Below are 21,829 nucleotides of genomic sequence, written 5' to 3' on the forward strand. Positions count from 1 at the left end.
AATTTAGGGGAGGGGAAACCCATGCAAAAAAAAGAATCGTGGTTTCCGGAATTTAAGCCTTACCAAGGCAATTTAGATACAACACCCGTCCAAATGGATGAATATTTACCTGCGGGGAAAAGCATTGTTTTAGGGCTACAACATGCTTTTGCAATGTTTGGCGCAACGGTGCTTGCACCCTTGTTGATGGGTTTTGATCCGAACTTGACCATTTTAATTACCGGGATCGGGACCATTTTATTTTTCTTGATTACCGGCGGGCGCATGCCGAGTTATTTGGGTTCTAGTTTTGCTTTTATTGGTGCAATCGCCGCGGCAACCGGTTATGCCGGTGCAGGGTCTAATCCCAATATTGCTTTAGCGCTGGGTGGAACCATCGTCTGTGGTTTGATTTATGCAGGCATCGGTTTGATTGTCATGAAAACCGGTACCAATTGGATTGAAAAACTGATGCCGCCGATTGTGACTGGTGCAATTGTAATGATCATTGGTTTAAATCTGGCGCCAGTGACCATTAAAAGTGTATCTGCAAGTTCATTCGATACCTGGATGGCGGTCGTCACCATTATATGTATTAGCATGGTCGCGGTGTTTACCCGCGGGATGGTGCGTCGTTTATTGCTTTTACTCGGTATTGTCACGGCCTATTTCATTTATTTCCTGATGACCAATGTCATGGGTTTCGGTACGCCGATTAATTTTAGCGTCATTTCTGAAGCTGCCTGGATTGGTCTTCCAACTTTCCATAGTCCTGTTTTTAACGCCAATGCCATTTTATTGATTGCACCCGTTGCACTGATTTTAGTGGCTGAAAACCTGGGTCACTTTAAAGCGGTATCAGGCATGACCGGCAAGAACTTGGACCCGTATATGGGCCGTGCATTCTTTGCAGATGGTGTATGTACATCAATGTCAGCATCGGTGGGTGGTACAGGTATGACCACTTACGCAGAAAATATTGGCGTGATGGCGGTAACTAAAGTCTATTCAACGACGGTGTTTGTCATTGCCGGTGTGTTCGCGATTTTACTTGGTCTTTCACCTAAATTTGGTGCCGTGATCAGTACCATTCCAGTGGCATTATTGGGCGGTGCATCCATCATGGTGTTTGGTTTGATTACTGTGGCCGGTGCAAAAATCTGGATTGATAACAAAATAGATTTCACCAAAAACAGCACTTTAATTATTGCTGCGGTCAGCCTGATTATGGGTGCAGGTAACTTCAGCTTGAAAATTGGTATCTTCGATTTAGGCGGTATTGGAACTGCAACTTTAGCTGCGATTGCCCTTAACCTGTTTTTAAATCGCGGGGAAGACGCAAGCAATTCAGTCGGTGAAAATACAGAAAGTTCAGTTACACCCGCAGTCAATCAATAGGAGTTTATTTTGAGTCATACAATTGCATTTATTGGACTCGGGGCAATGGGATGGCATATGGCCTCCCATCTTCCTAAACTTGGACATGAAGTTTGGGTATGGAACAGAACCCAGTCTAAAGCAGATCATCATTCGATTACCTTTCAAACCCAATCTGTAGATATAGAAAAAGCGGTACAGGCTGATTTTATTTTCTCTTGCCTACCGACCAGTGCAGATGTAGAACAATTGATTGCAACGCATCCACCCAAGCCAGGCAGTATCTGGATTGATTGCACCAGTGGTGTTCCACAATCGGCTCAAATTTTAAGTCAAAACCTGAAGAAATTGGGTGTGGAATATCTGGATGCACCGGTTTCAGGTCAAACGATCGGTGCGGAAAAGGGCACTTTAAGCGTCATGATCGGTGGTGATGTTGATGCCTTTGAAAAAGCTAAACCGATCATTGCTGCATTTTCAGGTTTAATTGAATATGTCGGGGAAAGTGGTTCAGGTTTTGCGGTAAAAGCCATTAATAATACCTTGATGGCCACCCATTTATGGGCTTTGGCAGAGGGTCTAACCGTTTTGAAATCGAAAGGTGTCGATTTAACGGCTGCCTTGAATTGTATTAATCACTCCAGTGGAAAAAGCAGTATCTCCGAAAATATTATGGGGCAACGTGTATTAAACCGAAGTTTTGATAAAACCTTTGCTTTGGATTTATTACAGAAAGATATCGGAATTGCGGTAGATTTGATTGAGGAGGAATCTTTGAAGCTGCCAAGTATGTATTTGATTCAGGAGCAATTTGCTTTAATTGAGAAGGAATCTGCGCGTCAACTGGATTTTTCTGCTGCTGTACAAGGTTTAGAAAAAATCAATCAAATCGAGTTGCGATAAATATATAGCTCGTCAGATTAAATTATTCATTAAAGACTCGGATTGAAAAGTCCGAGTTTTTGTTTGAAGTGCTTTTGTAATGAAGTTGTTTAGTTGGACTATTTTATAAAATATTTAGAGAAGATTATAAGTACAAGTATTTTAAGTCCTGTTCGAATACATTGGGTTGTTGATATTTGTTTTAAATTCAGCCAATTAAACCTATAATTTAAAACAAATATAAAGAAAACTAAGGGTATTTATGAAAGGGCAGATATTGGATTTTTCCATTCAGACCAATTCGGGAGTGATCAGTGGTGATGATCAAAACCGTTATCAATTTTCTGGCGCGCACTGGCGTGGGCAAGTTCCACCTGCACGGGGTCAAAAAGTTGATTTCACCGTGGATGGAACAGGTCAGGCCAATGACATTTATATCCTGAGTTCACCTTTAGTATTTCCAATTCAAGTGGGCGATAAAAACAGGATTATTGCAGCAATCTTGGCTTTTTTCCTCGGCAGCTTCGGTGTTCATAAATTTTATTTGGGACAAATCGGCTGGGGTATTGTTTATCTGATTTTCTGCTGGACCTTTATTCCAGCCTTGGTGGCTTTCATCGAGTTTATTATTTACTTGTGTACCTCAGATGAAGATTTTGCCCGAAAATATGGCTAAATTTTGATTGAATAAAAGGGCGATATCGCCCTTTTTTTGTCTGTTTTATTTAGCAGGTTGTCCCCATTGATTATTTTCCCGTTTGGTATCTGAAGCCCACCAGATAATGAGAGGGATAATTCCAATAACAGTCAGGATAAGAAGTTGCCACCAACCCGATCGATTTGTGTCATGTAGACGACGAGAACCTACAGCCAAGCTAGGGAGGAGTAAGGCCAGATTTAATAAACCATTTAAAGTTTGATGCGTACCTAATATCGCATCAATCATTTGTACAATAATGCCTAAAATGAAAGAAACCAGTACAAAGAACCAAAATTCCTTACGTCGCGCACGTCCCTCAAAGGTGACATAATTTTTTAAACATTTTACAAACCAGTCAATCATGTTGAATTGGTCTTCAGATTGATTCAGATTTGAAATTTTGTCGAGTTGTTGGGACAGGTTTTGAATGATCGGATTCTGGTCTACTACAATGTAGATCTCGGTAGCATTGCCGGCAGTGTCAATATTAAAATCGACATGTTCTCCACGTGAAGGAGGGCGCTGACCTCGCCATTCTGCACCGGTAAAGTGATAGCGATTTTGGTCATCACCACTGATGATGCCTGTATTGGTTTGGATTGAAAAATCTAGAATTTGCCCTTTCATTTTAGCCTCTATTTTTATGGATATTAAGTCGTCATTTAGTATTGTTGTTCAATTTTATAATAGTAAAACAGTTTAAAAAATAAACATATTATTTGTTTTTATGTTGTTGTATTAATAAAGTTTTTTTAACAAAAAAATCCCGCTAATGAGCGGGATTTCTATTAACTAGGAAAAACCTTTAAGCCATATCCATGAAAATTAGTACCTGTACAATTTCTTCCGCCTTTGCAATAAAACTTGGGTTCTAAGGTTTTAAAATTGGGATGAGGTTTATGGGGTCTTAAATGTTGCGATCGAATAGGGTCGGCTACTAAATCAGCGAATTGTAAACCCGTAGAATTTGATTTTTTATCTATAAACTCTATTTCGAAAGGGAAGTTTTCTTGTTTCCAGTTTTTACCACTTCGTATTTTATTAAATGCTTCTTCTAATTTTAAATTGGATTGTTTTCCTCTGCTTTCGATAAGTATATGAGTCAATTTGTTTAATTGTTTTCTTTCCCTCATAAAGTTGTAGAGTCTTTCTAAAGAATATTTTAATGCTAATTCATAGGGGTTTTGAGGTTCAATGTACTGTTCCTTAAGCCTCTTCTTATCTATTACAGTCGAAATCAGAATAAAATTCGTTGATTCAATAATTTCTGTTAGTCGATCTAAGAAAATCGTACGAATTTTTTTATCTTGTAGACACTCAAAATCACCAATGCAATTCATCATGTCATATCCATGGATAATGGTTTGGTCATGACCAAAAGTTTCAAACTTCAGTTTTTGAAAAGTAGGTACGGCTTTAGTGCTGTAATAGTTTTTATCAAAGATGCAAAAGGCGAGGACAAAATACCGATCTTCATCTTTAAAATTCTTTAAATTATCTGTACCACTTTCATCAACAAAAACTGTATATGCATTAAAATCTGGCATTATTTTTCTCAACTATATGATTTTAAAAGTATTAATAATAATTTCTTACAGAGGATAAAAAAGGGGGAGAAAATCTCCCCCTAATTCAAATGCTTAACGAGTAATAATTAACTTACCAGCTTAACGCGCCACCAGTTTGGTAGTCTGTTACGCGAGTTTCAAAGAAGTTTTTCTCTTTACGCAAGTCCATCATTTCTGACATCCACTGGAATGGGTTGTTCACACCAGCGAATTGTTCAGGCAAGCCAAGTTGCGCTAAACGACGGTTTGCAATGAACTTCAAGTATTCTTCCATCATTGCAGCATTCATGCCCAATACACCGCGTGGCATGGTGTCACGTGCGTATTCAATTTCAAGCATTGTACCTTCAAGAATCATTTGAATGATTTCTTCTTGGAATTCAGCTGTCCACAGAGCAGGGTTTTCATTCTTGATTTGGTTAATCATGTCGATACCAAAGTTCAAGTGCATAGATTCATCACGCAGGATGTATTGGAATTGCTCAGCAACACCGTTCATCTTGTTACGACGACCCATAGACAGGATTTGGCTGAAACCACAGTAGAAGAAGATCCCTTCAAGTACACAGTAGAACGCGATCAAGTTGCGAAGCAAGATCTGGTCGTTTTCAGGTGTGCCTGTTTTGAAAGTAGGATCACTTAAAGATTGAGTATATTTCAAGCCCCAAGCCGCTTTACGAGCTACTGACGGTACTTCGCGGTACATGTTGAAGACTTCGCCTTCATCCATACCTAAAGATTCGATACAGTATTGGTAAGCGTGCGTGTGAATCGCTTCTTCAAATGCTTGACGCAAGATGTACTGACGGCATTCAGGGTTGGTAATGTGACGGTAAATCGCCAATACCAAATTGTTTGCAACCAATGAATCGGCAGTCGAGAAGAAACCGAGCGAGCGCATAACAATCGTACGCTCATCTTCGGTTAAGCCATTTTCAGACTTCCAAAGCGCGATGTCATGGTTCATGTTAACTTCTTGCGGCATCCAGTGGTTGGCACAACCGTCAAGATACTTCTGCCATGCCCATTCGTATTTGAACGGAACAAGCTGGTTCAAGTCAGCACGACAGTTGATCATTGCTTTATCGTCAACTTGTACGCGCTGCGCGCCCATTTCAAGCTCTTCCAAGCCTGGCGCAACATCAAGTGTTTCTAAGGCAGCAGATGCTCTTGCCAACGAATCGGCTGAATGTTTTGTTCGACCTTGACTGGTTCTAGCGGGTTGTGCAGCACCCAAATCCGACGCTGATGGTTGTGCATCAGATACCACTTGTGTATGAGTCGCTTTTTGCGGCTCGACGGGCGCAGACTTGAGTTCAGGTGCAGCCGGTTTTTGCGAATCATCTTCGAAATCGTCCCAACTTAGGATAGACATATCAATTCTCTCTTCGATGCTTATATCTGTTATCTGACATCTCACAAACGAAGATGTCTACTATACGCTTATTACGTGTAAGCAAAATTAAGTTTTGCCGATGAAAGCACTAAACTTGTTCGATAGAGCAGATACCCACACTACTTATTTTGCTTACGCTGTTGTGCTCGAACCTTAACAAATGCATAGGTAAGAGGCACGTAAAAACAAACAATAAAGGAAATAACCAGAACCGCGAGTCCTAACATGTAGTTATGAGTCATATGGAGCATGGAAATTTCCTTTATTTTTTTTGATTTCTGGAATCCCCCTAAATCCCCCTTTTGCAAAGGGGGACTTGCATCCCATTTTTGCTTCGAGGAATCTCCCTCCTTTATCAAAGGAGGGTCGGGGAGGATTTAAAACTCAGCCCTACTGGCAAGCTTCACAATCAGGATTGTCAATTGAACATGCCAATGGCACTGGAGCCGCTTGAGCAAAATCATCTTCAGCTACTGCTTCAGGTTTTTTCGCTTCTTCAACCACAGGTGCGCTAGTGATAACAGCAGGGCCCATGTTTGATTTTACTGCGTTCAATGCACCCGTGTTAATGGTCGATTTCTCTGTAGAAGTCGCACCCAATGCACGAAGATAATAAGTGGTTTTAAGACCACGTAACCAAGCCATTTTGTAAGTCATGTCTAGTTTCTTACCGTTTGCACCAGAGATGTAAAGGTTAAGAGACTGTGCTTGATCAATCCATTTTTGACGACGTGATGCAGCATCCACAATCCAGCGTGGCTCAACTTCAAACGCAGTCGCGAAGATTGCTTTAAGCTCTTCAGGAATACGCGAAATCTTCTGAACAGAACCTTCAAAGTGTTTAAGGTCGTTCACCATCACTGAATCCCAAAGACCGCGATCTTTTAACGCACGTACCAGGTACGGGTTGATCACTGTGAATTCACCAGAAAGGTTAGATTTCACATACAGATTTTGGAAAGTCGGTTCGATTGACTGAGAAACACCACAAATGTTCGAGATGGTTGCAGTCGGAGCAATCGCCATCACGTTCGAGTTACGCATACCGTCTTTTTGAACTTTGCTACGTAAAGTATCCCAATCCAGACGAGTGGTACGGTCAACTTCGAACATGCGTTCTGGACGTGATTTAGCAACGATATCTAAAGAGTCGATTGGCAAGATGCCTTGATCCCACAATGAACCTTTAAATGTCTCATACGTACCACGTTCAACAGCCAAGTCGCTTGAAGTTGAAATCGCGTAGTAGCTGATCACTTCCATCGATTCATCGGCAAAATCAACCGCAGCATCAGAACCATACGCCAAGTTCATTTCATATAAAGCATCCTGGAAGCCCATGATGCCCATACCCACTGGACGATGCTTCATGTTTGAAGTACGTGCTTGTGGTACAGCGTAGTAGTTGATGTCGATCACGTTATCAAGCATACGAACAGCAGTTTTTACTGTACGCGCCAATTTTTCGCGATCTAACACACCGCCTTGAACGTGTTGTACAAGGTTGATTGAACCCAGGTTACATACCGCGATTTCATCTTCACTGGTGTTCAAAGTAATTTCTGTACACAAGTTAGATGAATGCACTACGCCCACGTGTTGTTGTGGTGAACGCAAGTTACATACGTCTTTGAATGTGATCCAAGGATGACCAGTTTCAAACAGCATAGACAGCATTTTGCGCCACAAATCTTTTGCACGAATAACTTTGTGCAACATGTTTGTTTCTTTGGCGATGCCTTCGTAGTAAGCATAACGCTCAGCGAATTCTGCACCCATTAAATCATGTAAATCTGGCGTTTCAGAAGGCGTGAATAAAGTCCAATCGCCATCTTCAAATACACGTTGCATGAACAAGTCTGGAACCCAGTTTGCAGTGTTCATGTCATGTGTACGGCGACGGTCATCACCGGTATTTTTACGAAGCTCCAGGAATTCTTCGATGTCCAAGTGCCAAGTTTCAAGGTATGCACACACTGCACCTTTACGTTTACCGCCTTGGTTTACCGCAACAGCAGTATCATTCGCCACTTTAAGGAACGGAACAACACCTTGTGATTTACCGTTTGTCCCTTTGATGTACGAGTTCAAGGCACGAACTGGCGTCCAGTCATTGCCTAAACCGCCTGCCCATTTAGACAACATTGCGTTATCACGCATTGCGCCATAAATGTTGTACAGGTCATCACCAATGGTGGTTAAGTAACAGCTAGACAATTGTGGACGTAAAGTACCAGAGTTAAATAGGGTAGGTGTTGAAGCCATGTAGTCGAAGCTAGACAACAAGTTATAGAACTCGATGGCACGATCTTCACGGTTTTCTTCATTTAATGACAGACCCATTGAAACGCGCATGAAGAACAATTGCGGTAATTCAAAACGGATGCCATTTGAATGGATGAAGTAACGGTCAAATAATGTTTGCAGACCTAAGTATGTGAACTGGTTTGAGCGTTCTGGTTGAATCGCAGCTGCCAATTTCGCAAGGTCAAAGTTAAGAAGTTCTGGAGATAGAAGATCAAGCTCGATCCCTTTCTTTAAGAAAGTTTCTAAAGCATCACCTTCGTTGGTGTCTGTAGATAGACCCAGGAACTCTAAACCTGTAGCAACCAAGTTGTCACGAAGTAAACGTGCAGTTACATAAGTATAATTCGGTTCTTGTTCAATACGGGTACGGGTCGCCATCATCATCGTTGTTGCGATGTCAGACTCTTTTACGCCGTTATACAGGTTTTTGATGGTTTCATCGACGATCGCTTGAACATCAATACCTTCCAGACCTTCAGCCGCTTTTTCTACATGTGCTTTTAGCGCGCCCAAGTCAAGCGGTTGAAGCTGACCATTTGCAGCAGTGACTTGTAAAGTCGGGTGGTGGTGTGCGCCAGTCTGCTTACGGGCATCAGCACGTTGATCGCGGTAGATGACATACGCGCGTGCAACTTTCTGTTCACCGGTACGCATAAGCGCAAGTTCAACTTGGTCTTGAATTTCTTCAATGTGAATCGTGCCACCTGACGGTAAACGACGGTTAAAAGTATTCATCACCATTTCAGTGAGTTGTTCTATACGGTCATGAATACGGCTTGAATCAGCGCTTTGTTGACCTTCTACAGCCAGAAAAGCTTTACCTATCGCGACAGAGATTTTCTCCGCATCAAAAGTAGCAACATCACCGGTGCGTTTAATCACCTGAAGTTGACCAGGAATTGAAGTGATTACGCTCATGTGGGCATAGCTCCATTGTCATCTATTGTTATGTGTGTGGACCATTTGAACTGGACGAAATTTCATCTCAGTGTTTGAGGAATAAACACAAGAACTAGTGGTTTAAAATCGAATTGTACACAAGATACGGGAAAAATGAGCTTAGATCAATATTGACATTTTAGTAAAAATTTTTCTATTTCTCCGCAATATCTCATTGCAAAAAAATCTCTATTTTTATGTTTCTTGTATAAGCCTGATTAGACAGGGGTCTAGCATAACAAAGCTCGGATTAAGTGCTTATAGATAACATTGTGGATAAGTTAAAAGAGTGCGATTAATTACTCATATTCTGAACAAAATGGCAAAATGTATATAAAATCAACATTTTGTAACAAGATGTATCGATAAAATGGCTGAAATGGGCATTAAATTTGAAAATATCAATTAATTCAACACTTAATAAAAATATAACAAAAAACCACTTTGATGTATCAGTTTGGTGAATGCCATCTTGTTTACAATGTAAACGTGTGTATATTGCTGAATATATTAAAGCATATCCGTTGGATTTTTAAGGATACCTTAATCCATATAAAGGGGCATTTTATGAGCCAAGAAGAAAAGTTACCTAAAATTTTAATTGTTGAAGACGATGAACGTCTTGCACGTTTGACTCAAGAATACCTGATTCGTAATGGATTAGAAGTTGGGGTAGAACCTGACGGTAATCGCGCAATCCGTCGTATCATTGCTGAACAACCAGATCTGGTGGTACTGGATGTGATGTTGCCAGGTGCAGATGGTTTAACCATTTGTCGTGAAGTTCGTCCACATTATCATCAACCGATTTTGATGTTAACTGCACGTACTGAAGATATGGACCAGGTTTTGGGTCTGGAAATGGGTGCGGATGACTATGTGGCAAAACCTGTTCAGCCACGTGTTCTTTTAGCCCGTATTCGTGCATTACTGCGCCGTACAGACAAGGCACCTGAAGATGAAGTTGCACAACGCATCGAATTTGATGATCTTGTAATCGATAACGGTGGTCGTTCGGTGACTTTGAATGGTGAGTTGGTTGACTTTACCAGTGCTGAATATGACTTGTTATGGTTATTGGCTTCAAACGCGGGTCGCATTCTATCTCGTGAAGATATTTTTGAGCGTCTGCGCGGTATTGAATACGATGGTCAAGACCGTTCAATCGACGTGCGTATTTCACGTATTCGTCCAAAAATTGGTGATGATCCTGAAAATCCAAAACGTATTAAAACAGTACGTAGTAAAGGTTATTTGTTCGTTAAAGAAACCAACGGTCTTTAATCGTTGTACCTAATTTTTATAGGACATCCTCTTGTTTAAACACAGTATATTCTTGCGTATTTATGCGGGGTTAGTAATTTTAGTCGCCTTGGTCGCAGTATTTGGCTACCTGTTGGTACAGATTATTAATTACCAGCGTGCGCAAGAATATCGTGAATCTTTAACCGATGGTGTGTCTTATATTATTAGCGAGGGCATCGCACGGCAGCCGAATGAGCAACAGAAAAAAGACTGGATTTCTGATGCTTCTGATTTGCTGGAACTGCCCATTTATTATGTAGATGCAAATAAAGTTGATTTATCGCGTACCGAGCAAAGACGAATTAATGAGCGTAAAGCTGCGGTTCGTTATGATGCACAAAACTCGATTGCTTACGTGATTATTGGCCTGAAAGATGATCCAAAACATTTGCTTTATATAAAAGTAGATAAAATTGGCGAACGTCAAATGAAAGCGTTGCCAATTTTTATTCTGGATTATCTGGTGTATTACCCGGGACAAGAAAAAGAATATCTTGCAAAAATTCAATCGAATTTTGCTTATCCCATTCAAATTGAAAAAATTCAAAACCTTCCACTTGATTCGGAACAGATTGGTCGACTTCGATTAGATCACAGTATTATTTTATACCGTGACAGTGCGTCGGTTCGTGGGACTACAATTTCTATTGTTTCACCTATGCCAAGTTCACCTTCTGAGGTGTTGGTGCTTGGTCCTGTGCCGCTATTCAACTGGATGCCTTTCCAGCTTGCAGCCGGGATTACCTTGCTCAGCTTGTTTGTGCTGAGTCTAGGTGTATATGGCTTGCTTGTACCGATGCAGCGTCGTTTGCGTGAAGTGAATTATGCCTTGCATCGCATGAAGTCAGGGGACATGACCTTGCGTTTACCGGTCGATGGTACCGATGAAATGGCAAGTCTGGCGACCAATTACAACAGTATGTCAGATCATATTCAGCGCCTGATTGAAGCGCAACGTGAATTGATGCGTGCAGTTTCGCATGAACTGCGCACACCTGTGGCACGTATCCGTTTTGGTATGGAAATGCTGGCAGAAGAAGATGATTATGAATATCGCTTGCAACAGGTTGAACAGATTGATAAGGATATTGAGGCGCTGAATACCTTGATTGATGAAATCATGACCTATGCAAAACTCGAGCAGGGTACGCCTTCGTTAGATTTTGAAAAAATTGTCTTATTTGACGTATTAGATCAAGTTGTCGTTGAAACTGAGGCACTAAAAACACAAAAAGAAATCGAGCTTCAAGCACCACCTCTTAATATTGTGGTGGATGCTGAACGTCGTTATTTACACCGTGTAGTGCAGAATTTGGTGGGTAATGCGGTTCGATATTGTGATCATAAAGTGATTGTAAGCGGAGGGATCAATGATGAAGGTCTGGCTTATGTACAAGTTGAAGATGATGGTGCAGGGGTTCCCGAAGAAGAGCGCAAGCGCATCTTTGAAGCTTTTGCACGTTTAGATGACAGTCGTACCCGTGCTTCTGGTGGTTATGGTTTGGGCTTGTCTATTGTCAGTCGTATTGCGTACTGGTTTGGCGGTAATATTGATGTCGATACAAGCCCGATTTTGGGTGGAGCGCGTTTTACCATGACATGGCCTGTAAAAAGATTTAATAAATCTGGCAAGAAAACAGGTATGACTAAAGACAGCATAGAGTTTTAAACAATGTAATAAAAAAGCACCGGATTCGGTGCTTTATTTATGGTTTATTCGTGAAGAGTAGCATCGGGTTCAATAATGGGTTTGCCTTGTCTCAGGCTTTCTAGAGCCTCAGCATTGAAATCCAGCAGCAAAGAATTGTTTTTAGGATCGACGGCGTAATGACTAATCAGCTTTTGATCGCCGTTCAGTGTTTCAACTTTATATTGATCTGCAATATTTAAAATAGCATCCAGATTTGTGGTTGCAGAAGCAAAGTCTTGGCGGAAAAGTTCATAAATATCACGAAGGTCGAAAATTGCATCCTGGGCATCTGGATGTTTTTCAATATACCCTTCCACATGACGCACTAAGAGCTGTGCAAAGAAAAAATACTCAGATTCGTGTTTGTATGCTAAGCCCATGTGTTTGCTCCTTATTCTTTGTTCTACGAATACAGATAGGAATAGCATAAATAGGGGGGGAGATCATCATGAGATGCATTAGAGTTGCAAAAAAACACACAAAATATGTACTACGAGGTCGTGTTTATTGCTTTATATAGATGTTAGTGCTTTAAAAAAATAACAGACTAAAAAGAGTTCTCATATTTATCATCGTATTGCTAAAAGCGCTGATCTTTATGGGAGAAATAAAACAACAATAGTTTGATGTGAGAGTGGGAGCCAGAAAGACATTGGACCGAAGTTTGATCGTTTTACGCTGATTGAAGATGTGCTTGTATAAATAGATGACACTATAATTTGGATTTTTCTAGAAAATATGAACCTGGATTTCATGAATTTGAAAAAAATAATCAATTTTCTTTTTTTGATTTAATAAAGCGATTGCTAGATAAACAATAGGGCTTAAGCTTTGAAAAAAAGGCAAAATGACTAAAAAATCATCCAAAAGACTAAGGCTTATAAGCTAGCAAGTGAAATCATAAATCAGGTACAATTGGCGGGATTAATTTTGTGTTTGGTGTATTTGAAGGCCAATACATACATTCTTTGTTAATAAATTAGGCCTGCCAGGAGTTATCCCCGCATGAGTGCCATTACTCCATACGATTGGGCAATTATTGCCTTCGTGATCGGCGTTACATTTCTTTGCGTCTTTATGCTCACAGTTCCTTTACTCCTTGGGGGTAAGTCATGGGGCCGTGCGAAGCAAGAGCAATTTGAGTCAGGTGTGGTAGGTGCTGGTGGAGCACGCATCCGCTTGTCTGCTAAGTTCTACTTGGTGGCGATTTTCTTTGTAGTATTTGACTTAGAAGCACTTTATCTCTACGCATGGGCTACATCGGTTCGTGAGGTAGGTTGGTTCGGTTTTACAACTGTTGTCATTTTTGTGGTCGATTTATTGATTGCGTTGATTTATGCAGTGAAAGTAGGCGCGTTGAATTGGGCTCCTACTGACCGTCGAAAATCAGCAGCTACGGCATCGAAAATGGGTTCAGCAAATATGAACCTTGCAGACATTACTCGCTTTAACTCCATCGAAGAGTTGGTCATGGACCCTACAGGTCAAATTCCAGCTCAATCTTCTGGTCGTGTGAAAGCAAAAACACCGGCTACATCATCTATTAAGGAGTAACTCGGGATGAAATATACATTAACCCGTGCGAATCCGGATGCTGATCAATATCCACTTCAGGAGCGTCAGATCGTTACCGATCCGCTTGAAGAAGAAGTGAATAAGAATGTATTCATGACTCGTTTAGAGGACGTGGTACATACAGCTGTAAACTGGGGCCGTAAAAACTCTGTATGGCCTTTTAACTTTGGTACGTCATGCTGTTACGTAGAATATGCAACCACCTTAACCGGTGTGCATGATATGTCACGTTTCGGTGCCGAAGTTATTCGTGCTTCACCGCGTCAGGCGGATTTAATGATTGTTGCAGGTACTTGCTTCGTGAAGATGGCACCTGTAATTCAGCGTTTATACGAGCAAATGTTAGAGCCTAAATGGGTAATTTCAATGGGTGCTTGTGCAAACTCTGGCGGTATGTACGACATTTATTCGGTTGTACAAGGTGTGGATAAAATCATTCCTGTCGATGTGTACATCCCAGGTTGCCCACCACGCCCTGAAGCATTGTTGCAAGCATTAATGTTGTTACAAGACCAAATTCAATTAGAGCGCCGTCCACTTTCAGCGGTCATTGGTGATGATCTTCAGCCAGTATATAAGCCAAAGATGCAGCCAGAACGTGACCGTAAGAATGCTGAACGTATTGCAGTGAAAAACTTGCGCTCTATGGATGAAATTGAATAATTTTAACGATGAAATATTGATGCACCCGGTCTGGGTGTAATTGTCGTTAAAGTTGACTTGAATTTGTATTAAATAGGAAGCCAAGCCAATGGCTGAAACTGACATTGCTATGCCAGAATCAACTCCAGTTGATTCACGCCCAGCATTTGCAATTGTAGAAGATCTCAAAACCAAGTTTGGTGAGAACTTCTACGTGCAAGCGACTTTTGAAGATTTTCCAACGGTCTGGGTTGAGCGCGCACGTGTACAAGACGTTTTAATGTTCTTGCGGAAAGTAGAACGTCCATACGTGATGTTGTTCGACTTGTCAGCGGTAGATGAGCGTTTACGTACCCATCGCGACGGTTTACCTGCGTCTGACTTCACCGTGTTCTACCACTTGTTATCGCTAGAGCGTAACAGTGATATTCGTATTAAAGTTGCGTTGAATGAGAATGATGTAAATCTTCCAACAGCAACCAACATTTGGCCAAATGCCAACTGGTACGAACGTGAAGCATACGATATGTTCGGCATTAACTTCGAAGGGCATCCAATGCTCCGTCGTATTTTGTTGCCAACTTATTGGGAAGGTCACCCGCTTCGTAAAGAATATTCTGCACGTGCGACTGAATATACCCCGTATATGCAGAACCAGGCGAAACAGGATTTCGAGCAAGAACACTTGCGCTTTGTTCCTGAAGATTGGGGTCTAAAACGCGGTAATGCCGACGAAGACTTCATGTTCTTGAACTTGGGTCCGAACCATCCATCTGCGCACGGTGCATTCCGTGTAATTTTGCAGTTAGATGGCGAAGAAGTGAAAGACTGTGTGCCTGACATCGGTTATCACCACCGTGGTGTGGAAAAGATGGCTGAACGTCAAACCTGGCATTCATTCATTCCTTATACCGACCGTGTTGACTACCTGGGTGGTTGTGCTCAAAACATGCCTTATGTATTAGGTGTGGAACAAATGGCAGGAATCACTGTTCCTGACCGTGCACAATGTATCCGTGTCATGATGTCTGAATTGTTCCGTATCAATAACCACTTGTTATATATCGGTACTGCAATTCAAGATGCCGGCGGTATGACACCAGTATTCTATATGTTCGCCGATCGTCAAAAAATCTATGACGCAATCGAAGCGATCACGGGTTACCGTATGCACCCGGCATGGTTCCGTATCGGTGGTACTGCACACGACCTTCCAAACAACTGGCAAAAACTTATTCGTGAAATTCTCGAATGGATGCCAAGTCGTTTGAAAGAGTACTACACAGCTGCGCTGAAAAACTCTGTGTTTATTGGTCGTACCCGTAATGTTGCGCAATACGATGCAAAATCTGCATTGGCTTGGGGTGTAACAGGTACTGGTCTACGTGCTACGGGTATTGATTTCGACGTTCGTAAATACCGTCCTTATAGCGGTTATGAAAACTACGACTTCGACGTGCCTTTAGAGTATGAAGGCGATGCTTATGCGCGTGTTCTTGTTCACTTCCGTGAAATTGAAGAATCGCTCAAAATCGTCCAGCAATGTTTAGATAACATGCCGTCTGGTCCATATAAAGCGGATCATCCATTGGCTGTTCCACCGCCAAAAGACAAGACATTACAAGATATTGAAACTTTGATTACGCACTTCTTAAGCGTGTCATGGGGTCCTGTTATGCCTGCAGGTGAAGCTTCTGTGATGGCAGAAGTGGTAAAAGGTGCATCGAACTACTACTTGACTTCAGACAAGTCAACCATGAGTTACCGTACCCGTATCCGTACACCAACCTTCACGCACTTACAGCAAATGCCTTCCGTGATTAACGGCAGTCTTGTATCTGACTTGATCATTTATTTAGCGACTATCGACGTCGTTATGGCTGACGTGGATCGCTAAGGGGTAAACGCATTATGATGATTTTGACTGATAAAAAACCACGTGTGAATGTTGAAGGGATTTTAACTTCGGAAGAAATCCACGATATCGAACATCACATTGAACATTATCCGTACCCGCGTGCGGCATGTTTGGATGCATTGAAATGCGTTCAACGCCGTAACGGTTGGGTTGATGATGCGCAAATGAATGCGATTGCACAAATGCTCTCTATGAGCGTTGCAGATTTAGAAGGTGTTGCTACTTTCTATAACCGTATCTATCGCCAACCTGTTGGTCGTCACGTAATTTTGTTATGTGACTCGATTGCTTGCTTCCTGATGGGCGCAGAAACTTTGGCTGAAGCGTTCCAGCGTGAACTCGGTATTCAGTTTGGTCAAACTACCGCTGACGGTCGTTTTACTTTACTGCCGATTTGCTGCCTAGGTAACTGTGACAAAGGTCCAACGTTAATGATTGATGAAGACACTCACGGATTGGTTGAAGTGACTTCAATTAAACAGTTATTGGAGAAGTATCTATGAATACTGAACCAAAACCAATTTACGGTGACGGTAACCCGGAAACTCATCCACTCACTTGGCGTTTAAGCAAACAAGCCAATGTTCGTAATGCTGATGATTACGAAGCGCTTGAAGGTTATGCAGGCTTTAAAAAAGCCATTGCCATGAAGCCGGCTGAAGTGCTTGATGTTGTTAAAGCTGCAACTGTAAAAGGTCGTGGTGGTGCAGGTTTCCCGGCAGGGATTAAATGGTCATTGATGGCGCCAAATGATGGCGGTCCTCGTTACCTGATCTGTAATGCCGATGAAATGGAACCGGGTACCTTCAAAGACCGTTTGTTGATGGAAGATCTTCCACACCAATTGATTGAAGGGATGCTGATTGCTGCTTATACATTAGAAGCAACTCAAGGTTATATCTTCATCCGTGGTGAATACATCGAAGCTGCGCAGTACTTAAATGAAGCGCTTGAGCAGGTTCGTGCCAAAGGTTACCTGGGTGACAACATCCTCGGTACTGGCTGGAGCTTTGATTTACACGTGCATACTGGTGCGGGTCGTTATATTTGCGGTGAAGAAACTGCATTGATTAACTCGCTTGAAGGTCGCCGTGCCAATCCACGTACCAAACCGCCATTCCCGCAAGTTGCAGGTGCTTGGGGTCGTCCTACGATTGTCAACAACGTAGAGACCTACAACAACTTACCAGCAATTATGCTACGTGGTCCTGAATGGTATATCGGTTTATCTCAAGGTAAATCGAAAGATCCAGGTACAAAAATTTACGGTGCGTCAGGTAAGGTGAAATTCCCGGGTCTTTGGGAACTGCCATTTGGTACGACTGCGCGTGAAGTGATTGAAGATCATGCCGGTGGTATGCGTGATGGTCTTAAATTAAAAGCATGGTTACCAGGTGGTGCTTCTACTGACTTCTTGGCAGCAGAGCATATCGACTTGCCAATGGATGCAGAAAGCATCATGAAAGCAGGTTCACGTTTAGGTACCTGTCTACTCATGGTGGTTGATGAAACCCAATGTATGGTTTCAGCAACACGTAACCTTGAAGAATTCTTTGCGCGTGAATCATGTGGCTTCTGTACGCCTTGCCGTGATGGTTTACCTTGGGCGGTTAAAGCGCTTAAAGCATTGGAAAATGGTACAGGTAAGAAAGAAGATATCGACCACTTACAAGAACTTACTCGTAAGCTTTGGATTGGTAAGACTTTCTGTGCTCACGCTCCAGGTGCAATGGAACCGCTTATGGGCGCACTCAAACATTTCCGTGGCGAATTTGAAGCGAAGGTTGTCAATGCCGCCGCTCAAACTAGCAACGTAGAACAAGCTTAAGGAATTCGACTATGGCTACAATTCATGTCGATGGCAAATCGTATGAAGTCAACGGCTCGGAAAACTTGCTACAAGCATGTTTGAGTCTTGGTATTGACATCCCATACTTTTGTTGGCATCCATCCTTAGGTTCTGTCGGTTCTTGCCGTCAATGTGCCGTGACTCAGTACGCGAATCCAGAAGATACGCGTGGTCGTTTAGTCATGTCATGTATGACGCCTGCATCTGACAATACCTACATCTCGATTGAAGACAAAGAAGCGAAAGATTTCCGTGCTTCTATTGTTGAATTCTTGATGACCAACCATCCACACGACTGTCCAGTGTGTGAAGAAGGTGGTCACTGTCATTTACAAGATATGACTGTGATGACACAGCACGACCGTCGTCGCTACCGTTTCACCAAACGTACCCATTACAACCAAGAGCTAGGCTCATTCATTTCTCATGAAATGAACCGTTGTATCGCATGTTACCGCTGTGTTCGTTACTACAATGACTACGCAGGCGGTACAGACTTTGGTGTGTATGCGAGCGCTTCTCGTGTTTACTTCGGTCGTCCTGAATCAGGGACTCTAGAATCTGAATTCTCGGGTAACTTGACTGAAGTCTGTCCGACGGGTGTATTCACCGACAAAACTCACTCAGAACGCTATAACCGTAAATGGGACATGCAGTATGCGCCAAGCGTATGCCAAGGCTGTTCTTCAGGTTGTAACATCTCTCCGGGTGAGCGTTATGGTGAACTTCGCCGCGTAGAAAACCGCTTTAACGGTGACGTTAACCAATACTTCCTTTGCGATAAAGGTCGTTTCGGTACGGGTTATGTAAACCGTGAAGATCGTCCACGTCAACCACAATTCCGTTCAGGTGAAAACGTGACTACAGTTTCTGTAGATCAGGCACTTGATACCGTGATTGAAAGTATCCAGGGCAAAAAAGTATTGGGTATTGGTTCTCCACGTGCATCTCTTGAATCGAACTTCGCGCTTCGCGAACTGGTCGGTCAAGACAACTTCTCTACAGGTCTGTCTCAAAAAGAGCAAAACCTGGTTGAACTTGCTGCTTCTATCATGCAAACCGAGGGTGTTTATAATCCGACGATGCGTGAAATCGAAAGCTACGATGCAGTGTTGATTCTGGGTGAAGACTTAACTCAAACTGCACCACGTATGGCATTGTCTGTTCGCCAGGCTGCGAAAAATAAAGCCAAAGAAATGGCTGCAGAACGTCGTACTCAAGAGTGGTTGGCTGAACCGGTACAACGTATTGGTCAAGATGCGAAATCTCCGATTTACATCCTTGCTGCGACTCAAACTCGTTTGTCTGATGTTGCGACAGGCGAAGTGGTTGCTTCTCCAAACGACATCGCGCGTTTAGGTTTTGCAGTTGCTGCAGCAGTCGCAGGTGAGAACATCACTGGTTTGGATGACGATGCGAAAGCATTTGCGCAAACCATTGCTGACACATTAAAAGCTGCGAAAAAACCATTGATCATCTCTGGTACAAGCTTGCAAGATCCTGCAATCATGGAAGCGGCTGCACAAGTTGCGCAAAACCTGGGTTCAAATGCGGGTCTTACATTGACTGTTCCTGAAGTGAACTCAATGGGCTTGGCAATCTTCGGTGGTTTAAGCTTAGAACAAGCATTCGCTCAAGATTACGATGCAATCATCGTGGTTGAAAATGACTTATACCGTCGTTTACCAACAGCTCAAGTTGATGCAGCATTTGACAAAGCAAATGAAGTGATCGTGCTTGATCATGCGGAAACTGCAACTGTTGCGAAAGCATCGATTGTACTTTCAGCGGCAAGCTTCGCGGAAGGTGATGGTACTGTAGTATCTCAGGAAGGCCGTGCACAACGTTTCTACCAAGTGTATGACCCAAGCTACTACAAACCAGAATATGCAATTAAAGAATCATGGCGTTGGTTACATGCCCTTGAAACTGGCTTACAAGGTAAGGCGATTTCATGGACATTGCTGGATGACGTGATTGAATCTGTTGCGAAAAATGTTCCTGCACTTGAAGCGATTCGAGATGTAGCTCCAGATGCGGGTTACCGTGTGCATGGCTTGAAAATTGCGCGTGAACCACGTCGTTATTCAGGTCGTACTGCAATGCGTGCGCCGTTATCGGTACATGAACCAAAACAACCGATCGATATCGATTCTGCATTAACATTCTCTATGGAAGGTTATGTGGGGAATCAAACACCATCAGCGCTGGTACCATTTGCATGGTCTGCGGGCTGGAACTCTCCACAAGCTTGGAACAAATTCCAAGATAACGTGGGTGGTCACTTAAAAGGTGGTGATTCAGGTGTTCGTTTATTCGATCGTCTGAAAAAACGTCCTGCACGTACTTTTGTTGCTCCAACGCCAGTCGTTGCACATCCGGAAAGCTTCCGTTTAGTGCCGATGCACCACATTTTCGGTTCTGGTGAGTTCACTGTAAAAACACCTGCAATGGAATCGCGTATTCCTGAAGCGGTATTTGCAGTGGGTGAACAAGATGCAGCACGCTTAAATGTTCAAGACGGTCAAAAAATTACTGTGAAATCAGGTGAGGCAAGCATTAGCCTTCCAGTTCAAGTGATTGAATATTTACCTACAGGTTATATTGGTTATCCAATTGGTCTTGCACCAACTTTTTCACTTGCAGAGCCTGTATCAGTCGCGGTAGGAGTGTAATTCATGGAACAAGAATTAATACGTCAAACACCGCTTTGGGCTGAGAACTGGCCAATCGCTTACTCTGTAGTCCAAGCGATTGTGATCTTGCTTGTGGTGGTGCTTGTCGCTGCGTTGATGTCATTCATCGAACGTCGTTTACTTGCATTATGGCAAGACCGTTACGGTCCAAACCGTGTTGGTCCTGGGGGGATGTTCCAAATCGTTGCCGACATGCTGAAAATCATGTTTAAGGAAGATTGGACACCTAAGTTTGCTGACAAACTCACTTTCCGTTTAGCACCAGCAGTTGCCATGGCAACTGCGGTACTTTCGTTCATGGTGATTCCTGTAAGTCCAACACTGGGTGTTGCTGACATGAGTATCGGGCTATTGTTCTTTATGGCAATGGCAGGTATTGCAGTGTACGCAGTGCTTTTTGGTGGTTGGGCTTCAAATAACAAATATGCGTTATTGGGTGGTCTTCGTTCTGCAGCTCAAACCATTTCTTATGAAGTGTTCTTGGGTATCTCGCTGATGGGTGTGGTCGCAATTGCGGGTTCATTCAACATGCGCGAAATTGTTGAAGCACAACGTGATGTCTGGTTCGTTATTCCTCAATTCTTGGGTTTCTTGATCTTTATTGTTGCTGGTGTTGCGGTAACACATCGTCATCCATTTGACCAACCAGAAGCTGAACAAGAATTGGCGGAAGGTTACCATGTCGAATACGGCGGTATGAAATGGGGTATGTTCTTCGTTGCAGAATATGTCAACGTGGTTCTTATTTCAGCACTGATCGTAACTTTATTCTTCGGTGGTTGGTTAGCGCCATTCAACCTAGAAATTCCATTTATTCCACCAGTATTCTGGTTCATTATCAAAACAGCATTCTTTGTAATGATGTTTGTCTTGGCACGTGGTTCGTTAATGCGTCCACGTTATGACCAGGTGATGAACTTTGGTTGGAAGATTTGTTTGCCATTGGCGTTGGTCAACTTGTTGGTGACTGGTGCTGTGATTCTGATGAATCAGGCCTAGGACAGCA

18 protein-coding genes are annotated in these 21,829 nt (G+C 42.5%); 12 read left to right on the top strand and 6 right to left on the bottom strand.

The window, feature by feature from the left end; all coding sequences use genetic code 11:
- Positions 1-21 precede the first annotated feature (21 nt).
- The 3 genes from rutG to B9T23_RS12235 all read left to right on the top strand — a co-directional run bounded on the left by rutG (position 22) and on the right by B9T23_RS12235 (position 2,914).
- The gene (gene rutG, locus B9T23_RS12225) at positions 22-1,377 is read left to right on the top strand and encodes a pyrimidine utilization transport protein G (protein WP_086194290.1); all 1,356 of its coding nucleotides are present in this window, start codon (positions 22-24) and stop codon (positions 1,375-1,377) included.
- A gap of 9 nt (positions 1,378-1,386) precedes the next feature.
- Positions 1,387-2,259 (top strand): NAD(P)-dependent oxidoreductase, encoded by an 873-nt coding sequence (locus tag B9T23_RS12230; protein WP_086194291.1) that lies wholly within the window; start codon positions 1,387-1,389, stop codon positions 2,257-2,259.
- Between the two features lie 241 nt (positions 2,260-2,500).
- On the top strand, positions 2,501-2,914 hold the full coding sequence (locus tag B9T23_RS12235; protein WP_213033041.1) for a TM2 domain-containing protein: 414 nt from the start codon (positions 2,501-2,503) through the stop codon (positions 2,912-2,914).
- 45 nt (positions 2,915-2,959) lie between these two features.
- On the opposite strand, the gene B9T23_RS12240 is transcribed toward B9T23_RS12235, so the two are convergent.
- The 5 genes from B9T23_RS12240 to B9T23_RS12260 all read right to left on the bottom strand — a co-directional run bounded on the left by B9T23_RS12240 (position 2,960) and on the right by B9T23_RS12260 (position 9,127).
- On the bottom strand, positions 2,960-3,565 hold the full coding sequence (locus tag B9T23_RS12240; protein ID WP_086194292.1) for a DUF805 domain-containing protein: 606 nt from the start codon (positions 3,563-3,565) through the stop codon (positions 2,960-2,962).
- A 161-nt stretch (positions 3,566-3,726) separates the two neighbouring features.
- A complete protein-coding gene (locus B9T23_RS12245) occupies positions 3,727-4,485 on the bottom strand; it encodes a DUF3800 domain-containing protein (RefSeq protein WP_086194293.1) in 759 nt (252 codons plus the stop codon).
- A 112-nt stretch (positions 4,486-4,597) separates the two neighbouring features.
- Positions 4,598-5,881, bottom strand: coding sequence for a ribonucleotide-diphosphate reductase subunit beta (locus B9T23_RS12250; protein ID WP_067726456.1), 1,284 nt, complete (start codon positions 5,879-5,881; stop codon positions 4,598-4,600).
- A 140-nt stretch (positions 5,882-6,021) separates the two neighbouring features.
- Positions 6,022-6,153: a preprotein translocase subunit YajC gene (locus tag B9T23_RS17010; protein ID WP_228139769.1), complete on the bottom strand. Its 132-nt coding sequence runs from the start codon at positions 6,151-6,153 to the stop codon at positions 6,022-6,024.
- Between the two features lie 139 nt (positions 6,154-6,292).
- Positions 6,293-9,127 (bottom strand): ribonucleoside-diphosphate reductase subunit alpha, encoded by a 2,835-nt coding sequence (locus B9T23_RS12260; RefSeq protein ID WP_086194295.1) that lies wholly within the window; start codon positions 9,125-9,127, stop codon positions 6,293-6,295.
- A 588-nt stretch (positions 9,128-9,715) separates the two neighbouring features.
- Between B9T23_RS12260 and bfmR the strand changes: the two genes are divergently transcribed.
- Both bfmR and bfmS read left to right on the top strand, forming a co-directional pair.
- Positions 9,716-10,432 carry a response regulator transcription factor BfmR gene (gene bfmR / locus B9T23_RS12265; RefSeq protein ID WP_067726452.1) on the top strand — a complete coding sequence of 239 codons (717 nt, stop codon included), beginning with the start codon at positions 9,716-9,718 and terminating at the stop codon, positions 10,430-10,432.
- 31 nt (positions 10,433-10,463) lie between these two features.
- On the top strand, positions 10,464-12,122 hold the full coding sequence (bfmS, locus tag B9T23_RS12270) for a sensor histidine kinase BfmS (RefSeq protein WP_086194296.1): 1,659 nt from the start codon (positions 10,464-10,466) through the stop codon (positions 12,120-12,122).
- Positions 12,123-12,166: 44 nt separating this feature from the next.
- On the opposite strand, the gene B9T23_RS12275 is transcribed toward bfmS, so the two are convergent.
- On the bottom strand, positions 12,167-12,523 hold the full coding sequence (locus tag B9T23_RS12275) for a hypothetical protein (protein WP_067726448.1): 357 nt from the start codon (positions 12,521-12,523) through the stop codon (positions 12,167-12,169).
- Positions 12,524-13,148: 625 nt separating this feature from the next.
- Between B9T23_RS12275 and ndhC the strand changes: the two genes are divergently transcribed.
- The 7 genes from ndhC to nuoH all read left to right on the top strand — a co-directional run bounded on the left by ndhC (position 13,149) and on the right by nuoH (position 21,822).
- Positions 13,149-13,697, top strand: a complete 549-nt coding sequence (gene ndhC, locus B9T23_RS12280) for an NADH-quinone oxidoreductase subunit A (protein ID WP_067726446.1) — start codon at positions 13,149-13,151, stop codon at positions 13,695-13,697.
- Between the two features lie 6 nt (positions 13,698-13,703).
- On the top strand, positions 13,704-14,381 hold the full coding sequence (locus B9T23_RS12285) for a NuoB/complex I 20 kDa subunit family protein (RefSeq protein ID WP_086194297.1): 678 nt from the start codon (positions 13,704-13,706) through the stop codon (positions 14,379-14,381).
- 88 nt (positions 14,382-14,469) lie between these two features.
- The gene (nuoC, locus tag B9T23_RS12290) at positions 14,470-16,257 is read left to right on the top strand and encodes an NADH-quinone oxidoreductase subunit C/D (RefSeq protein WP_086194298.1); all 1,788 of its coding nucleotides are present in this window, start codon (positions 14,470-14,472) and stop codon (positions 16,255-16,257) included.
- Positions 16,258-16,271: 14 nt separating this feature from the next.
- A complete protein-coding gene (gene nuoE / locus B9T23_RS12295) occupies positions 16,272-16,781 on the top strand; it encodes an NADH-quinone oxidoreductase subunit NuoE (RefSeq protein WP_067726440.1) in 510 nt (169 codons plus the stop codon).
- A complete protein-coding gene (nuoF, locus tag B9T23_RS12300) occupies positions 16,778-18,106 on the top strand; it encodes an NADH-quinone oxidoreductase subunit NuoF (RefSeq protein WP_086194299.1) in 1,329 nt (442 codons plus the stop codon). Before nuoE ends, nuoF begins: the two co-directional genes overlap by 4 nt.
- An 11-nt stretch (positions 18,107-18,117) precedes the next feature.
- Positions 18,118-20,802, top strand: a complete 2,685-nt coding sequence (nuoG, locus tag B9T23_RS12305) for an NADH-quinone oxidoreductase subunit NuoG (protein ID WP_086194300.1) — start codon at positions 18,118-18,120, stop codon at positions 20,800-20,802.
- 3 nt (positions 20,803-20,805) lie between these two features.
- On the top strand, positions 20,806-21,822 hold the full coding sequence (gene nuoH / locus B9T23_RS12310) for an NADH-quinone oxidoreductase subunit NuoH (protein WP_067726434.1): 1,017 nt from the start codon (positions 20,806-20,808) through the stop codon (positions 21,820-21,822).
- The last annotated feature ends 7 nt before the right edge of the window (positions 21,823-21,829 follow it).

Source organism: Acinetobacter terrae, assembly GCF_002135195.1.
In the GTDB taxonomy this organism is placed as follows: domain Bacteria; phylum Pseudomonadota; class Gammaproteobacteria; order Pseudomonadales; family Moraxellaceae; genus Acinetobacter; species Acinetobacter terrae.

Bases quoted from the DNA above. Each gene is read 5' to 3' on its own strand.
- B9T23_RS12275 (WP_067726448.1), bottom strand. From the start codon at position 12,523: ATGGGCTTAGCATACAAACACGAATCTGAGTATTTTTTCTTTGCACAG.
- B9T23_RS12285 (WP_086194297.1), top strand. From the start codon at position 13,704: ATGAAATATACATTAACCCGTGCGAATCCGGATGCTGATCAATATCCA.
- nuoC (WP_086194298.1), top strand. From the start codon at position 14,470: ATGGCTGAAACTGACATTGCTATGCCAGAATCAACTCCAGTTGATTCA.
- B9T23_RS12250 (WP_067726456.1), bottom strand. From the start codon at position 5,881: ATGTCTATCCTAAGTTGGGACGATTTCGAAGATGATTCGCAAAAACCG.
- B9T23_RS12245 (WP_086194293.1), bottom strand. From the start codon at position 4,485: ATGCCAGATTTTAATGCATATACAGTTTTTGTTGATGAAAGTGGTACA.
- nuoF (WP_086194299.1), top strand. From the start codon at position 16,778: ATGAATACTGAACCAAAACCAATTTACGGTGACGGTAACCCGGAAACT.
- nuoH (WP_067726434.1), top strand. From the start codon at position 20,806: ATGGAACAAGAATTAATACGTCAAACACCGCTTTGGGCTGAGAACTGG.
- nuoG (WP_086194300.1), top strand. From the start codon at position 18,118: ATGGCTACAATTCATGTCGATGGCAAATCGTATGAAGTCAACGGCTCG.
- ndhC (WP_067726446.1), top strand. From the start codon at position 13,149: ATGAGTGCCATTACTCCATACGATTGGGCAATTATTGCCTTCGTGATC.
- B9T23_RS12235 (WP_213033041.1), top strand. From the start codon at position 2,501: ATGAAAGGGCAGATATTGGATTTTTCCATTCAGACCAATTCGGGAGTG.
- bfmR (WP_067726452.1), top strand. From the start codon at position 9,716: ATGAGCCAAGAAGAAAAGTTACCTAAAATTTTAATTGTTGAAGACGAT.
- B9T23_RS12240 (WP_086194292.1), bottom strand. From the start codon at position 3,565: ATGAAAGGGCAAATTCTAGATTTTTCAATCCAAACCAATACAGGCATC.
- B9T23_RS17010 (WP_228139769.1), bottom strand. From the start codon at position 6,153: ATGCTCCATATGACTCATAACTACATGTTAGGACTCGCGGTTCTGGTT.
- nuoE (WP_067726440.1), top strand. From the start codon at position 16,272: ATGATGATTTTGACTGATAAAAAACCACGTGTGAATGTTGAAGGGATT.
- B9T23_RS12260 (WP_086194295.1), bottom strand. From the start codon at position 9,127: ATGAGCGTAATCACTTCAATTCCTGGTCAACTTCAGGTGATTAAACGC.
- rutG (WP_086194290.1), top strand. From the start codon at position 22: ATGCAAAAAAAAGAATCGTGGTTTCCGGAATTTAAGCCTTACCAAGGC.